We start from the raw sequence: 5,146 nt of genomic DNA on the forward strand, positions 1-5,146 counted from the left end.
TAAAGGTTAGTTAAGCCCTCGGCCTATTAGTACCGGTCAACTGAACCAGTTACCTGGCTTACATCTCCGGCCTATCAACCCAGTCGTCTAGCTGGGGGCCTTACCCACTCAAGGTGGTGGGATACCTCATCTCGAAGCAGGCTTCCCGCTTAGATGCTTTCAGCGGTTATCCCTTCCGAACGTAGCCAACCAGCCATGCCCCTGGCGGGACAACTGGCACACCAGAGGTTCGTCCGTCCCGGTCCTCTCGTACTAGGGACAGCCCTTCTCAAGTATCCAACGCGCACGGCGGATAGGGACCGAACTGTCTCACGACGTTCTAAACCCAGCTCGCGTACCGCTTTAATGGGCGAACAGCCCAACCCTTGGGACCTGCTACAGCCCCAGGATGCGACGAGCCGACATCGAGGTGCCAAACCATCCCGTCGATATGGACTCTTGGGGAAGATCAGCCTGTTATCCCCGGGGTACCTTTTATCCGTTGAGCGACACCGCTTCCACACGCAAGTGCCGGATCACTAGTCCCGACTTTCGTCCCTGCTCGACCCGTCAGTCTCACAGTCAAGCTCCCTTATGTACTTACACTCAACACCTGATTGCCAACCAGGCTGAGGGAACCTTTGGGCGCCTCCGTTACCCTTTAGGAGGCAACCGCCCCAGTTAAACTACCCACCAGACACTGTCCCTCGACCCGATCAGGGCCGCAAGTTAGATACCCAAATCCAACAGAGTGGTATTTCAAGATTGCCTCCACCCGAACTGGCGTCCGAGCTTCACCGGCTCCCACCTATCCTACACAATTACATTCGGATACCAATGTCAAGCTATAGTAAAGGTCCCGGGGTCTTTCCGTCCTGCCGCGCGTAACGAGCATCTTTACTCGTACTGCAATTTCGCCGGGCCTGTGGTTGAGACAGTGGGGAAGTCGTTACGCCATTCGTGCAGGTCGGAACTTACCCGACAAGGAATTTCGCTACCTTAGGATGGTTATAGTTACCACCGCCGTTTACTGGCGCTTAAGTTCTCCGCTTCGCCCCGAAAGGCTGACAGGTCCCCTTAACGTTCCAGCACCGGGCAGGCGTCAGTCCATATACATCGTCTTACGACTTGGCATGGACCTGTGTTTTTAGTAAACAGTCGCTTCCCCCTGCTCTCTGCGGCCATACCACGCTCCACCCGCACGGGGCTTCACGCGTCCGGCCCCCCTTCTCCCTAAGTTACGGGGGCAATTTGCCGAGTTCCTTAACCACAGTTCACCCGTCGCCTCGGTATTCTCTACCTGACCACCTGTGTCGGTTTCGGGTACGGGCCGCTCGGAACATCGCTAGAGGCTTTTCTCGGCAGCATAGGATCACTGACTTCACCTAATACGGCTCGGCATCACGTCTCACCCTCAATACACCACGGATTTACCTATGATGCGGGCTACACGCTTACCCCGGCACAACCACCGGCCGGGATCAGCTACCTTCCTGCGTCACCCCATCGCTCAACTACTACCCGTCAGGGTCCCATGCTCCCCTCGATCATCCCGAAGGACTCACTCAGTTCGGACGGTTAGCACAACGAAGTTCATCGTGGGCGCTCCTACGCGGGTACGGGAATATCAACCCGTTATCCATCGACTACGCCTCTCGGCCTCGCCTTAGGCCCCGACTCACCCAGGGCGGATTAGCCTGGCCCTGGAACCCTTGGTCATCCGGCGGAAGGGGTTCTCACCCTTCAATCGCTACTCATGCCTGCATTCTCACTCGTGCAACCTCCACGGCTAGGTCACCCTGCCGCTTCCCCGGTAGCACGACGCTCCCCTACCCATCCACACACCTGGATGCCAGCCCAAAGACCAACACCGAGTTAATATGTGAATGCCACAGCTTCGGCGGTGTACTTGAGCCCCGCTACATTGTCGGCGCGGAACCACTTGACCAGTGAGCTATTACGCACTCTTTAAAGGATGGCTGCTTCTAAGCCAACCTCCTGGTTGTCTAAGCGACCCCACATCCTTTTCCACTTAGCACACGCTTAGGGGCCTTAGCTGGTGATCTGGGCTGTTTCCCTCTCGACTACGAAGCTTATCCCCCGCAGTCTCACTGCCGCGCTCTCACTTACCGGCATTCGGAGTTTGGCTGATTTCGGTAAGCTTGTAGGCCCCCTAGACCATCCAGTGCTCTACCTCCGGCAAGAAACACACGACGCTGCACCTAAATGCATTTCGGGGAGAACCAGCTATCACGGAGTTTGATTGGCCTTTCACCCCTAACCACAGGTCATCCCCCAACTTTTCAACGTTGGTGGGTTCGGTCCTCCACGCAGTCTTACCCACGCTTCAACCTGCCCATGGCTAGATCACCCCGCTTCGGGTCTAGAACACGCGACTCAAACGCCCTATTCAGACTCGCTTTCGCTACGGCTACCCCACCCGGGTTAACCTCGCCACGTGCCACTAACTCGCAGGCTCATTCTTCAAAAGGCACGCCATCACCCCAACAAAGGAGGCTCTGACGGATTGTAGGCGAACGGTTTCAGGTACTATTTCACTCCCCTCCCGGGGTACTTTTCACCATTCCCTCACGGTACTCGTCCGCTATCGGTCATCGGGAAGTATTCAGCCTTACCAGGTGGTCCTGGCAGATTCACAGCAGATTACAGGAGTCCGCTGCTACTCGAGAACACCACAAAGAGACCAACGATTTTCGCTTACGGGGCTCTCACCCTCTACGGCCGGCTTTCCCACACCGTTCAACTAACCGCTGATTTTATAACTCTTCACCACACTGTCAGATGCGATAAGTGGGTCTCACAACCCCGGCAATGCAACCCCTGACAGGTATCACACACCACCGGTTTAGGCTACATCCGCTTTCGCTCGCCACTACTCACGGAATCACTATTGTTTTCTCTTCCTACGGGTACTGAGATGTTTCACTTCCCCGCGTTCCCCCTACACACCCTATGAATTCAGGTATGAGTGACACGACATGACTCGTGCCGGGTTCCCCCATTCGGACACCCTGGGATCACAGCTAGGTTGACAGCTCCCCCAGGCCTATCGCGGCCTCCCACGTCCTTCATCGGCTCCCAATGCCAAGGCATCCACCGTTCGCCCTAAACAACTTAACAACCACAGAAAACAAAGAAAGATACTCGCGTCCACTGTGCAATTCTCAACCAACAACCAACCCACAACCATCCACGCCCCCCACCAGACCCCGGCACCACCAACAGGCAGCTCCCACGAGCGGTATAAAGGACCAGGTCATGCCTGGACTGTTCCGAAAAAACAACCCTCAGGTTGTTCCTTCAGGACCCAACAGGGTGCTAAACGCCTCCACCAGCCGCATCTCGGACCGTTCCTTCACAGACACGCTGCGTGTACTAGGAATCCAAAACCGTTGCCGGTAGCCGACTAACCAGTGTCTCCGCCTATGAGCACCCCACCATCACCTACGGACAGCGCGGGCTACTGACTACCTTTCAGCAGTAAGTCGCTCCTTAGAAAGGAGGTGATCCAGCCGCACCTTCCGGTACGGCTACCTTGTTACGACTTCGTCCCAATCGCCAGCCCCACCTTCGACGGCTCCCTCCCTTACGGGTTAGGCCACCGGCTTCGGGTGTTGCCGACTTTCGTGACGTGACGGGCGGTGTGTACAAGGCCCGGGAACGTATTCACCGCAGCGTTGCTGATCTGCGATTACTAGCGACTCCGACTTCACGGGGTCGAGTTGCAGACCCCGATCCGAACTGAGACCGGCTTTTTGGGATTCGCTCCACCTCACGGCATCGCAACCCTTTGTACCGGCCATTGTAGCATGCGTGAAGCCCTGGACATAAGGGGCATGATGACTTGACGTCATCCCCACCTTCCTCCGAGTTGACCCCGGCAGTCTTCGATGAGTCCCCGCCATAACGCGCTGGCAACATCGAACGAGGGTTGCGCTCGTTGCGGGACTTAACCCAACATCTCACGACACGAGCTGACGACAGCCATGCACCACCTGTCACCGGCCCCGAAGGACCCCACATCTCTGCGAGTTTTCCGGCGATGTCAAACCCAGGTAAGGTTCTTCGCGTTGCATCGAATTAATCCGCATGCTCCGCCGCTTGTGCGGGCCCCCGTCAATTCCTTTGAGTTTTAGCCTTGCGGCCGTACTCCCCAGGCGGGGCGCTTAATGCGTTAGCTGCGGCACAGAGAACCGGAGAGGCCCCCCACACCTAGCGCCCAACGTTTACAGCGTGGACTACCAGGGTATCTAATCCTGTTCGCTCCCCACGCTTTCGCTCCTCAGCGTCAGTATTGGCCCAGAGACCCGCCTTCGCCACCGGTGTTCCTCCTGATATCTGCGCATTTCACCGCTACACCAGGAATTCCAGTCTCCCCTACCAAACTCTAGCCTGCCCGTATCGACTGCAAGCCCGCAGTTGAGCCGCGGGTTTTCACAGTCGACGCGACAAGCCGCCTACGAGCTCTTTACGCCCAATAAATCCGGACAACGCTCGCGCCCTACGTCTTACCGCGGCTGCTGGCACGTAGTTGGCCGGCGCTTCTTCTGCAGGTACCGTCACTTGCGCTTCGTCCCTGCTGAAAGAGGTTTACAACCCGAAAGCCGTCATCCCTCACGCGGCGTCGCTGCATCAGGCTTCCGCCCATTGTGCAATATTCCCCACTGCTGCCTCCCGTAGGAGTCTGGGCCGTGTCTCAGTCCCAGTGTGGCCGGTCGCCCTCTCAGGCCGGCTACCCGTCGTCGCCTTGGTAGGCCATCACCCCACCAACAAGCTGATAGGCCGCGAGCCCATCCCAGACCGAAAAACTTTCCACCACCAACCATGCGGCCGACAGTAATATCCGGTATTAGCCCCCGTTTCCGAGGGTTATCCCAAAGACTGGGGCAGGTTACTCACGTGTTACTCACCCGTTCGCCGCTCGAGTACCCCCGAAAGGGCCTTTCCGCTCGACTTGCATGTGTTAAGCACGCCGCCAGCGTTCGTCCTGAGCCAGGATCAAACTCTCCAACAAAAACCTTGGAAAAGCTGTCCCGGCAACATTCAAAATGTTGCCAAAGGAATCGCGAGGCAAAACAAAACCTCGCCATAATTGGCACTGGCTTATCTAGCACCCTGTTGAGTTCTCAAAGAACAACCACACACC

Annotated in this window: 2 rRNA genes; both read right to left on the reverse strand. The window is 56.9% G+C overall.

The annotated features are described in order from the left end of the window. Positions 1 to 6: 6 nt before the first annotated feature. Positions 7 to 3,120 (reverse strand): 23S ribosomal RNA (locus tag ACGFIO_RS44230). A gap of 376 nt (positions 3,121 to 3,496) precedes the next feature. Then, a 16S ribosomal RNA gene (locus ACGFIO_RS44235) occupies positions 3,497 to 5,014 on the reverse strand. Together the 16S and 23S rRNA genes form the textbook arrangement of a ribosomal RNA operon. Between the last annotated feature and the right edge of the window lie 132 nt (positions 5,015 to 5,146).

The organism is Actinoplanes sp. NPDC049265 (assembly GCF_043197135.1).
Classification (GTDB): Bacteria; Actinomycetota; Actinomycetes; order Mycobacteriales; family Micromonosporaceae; genus Actinoplanes.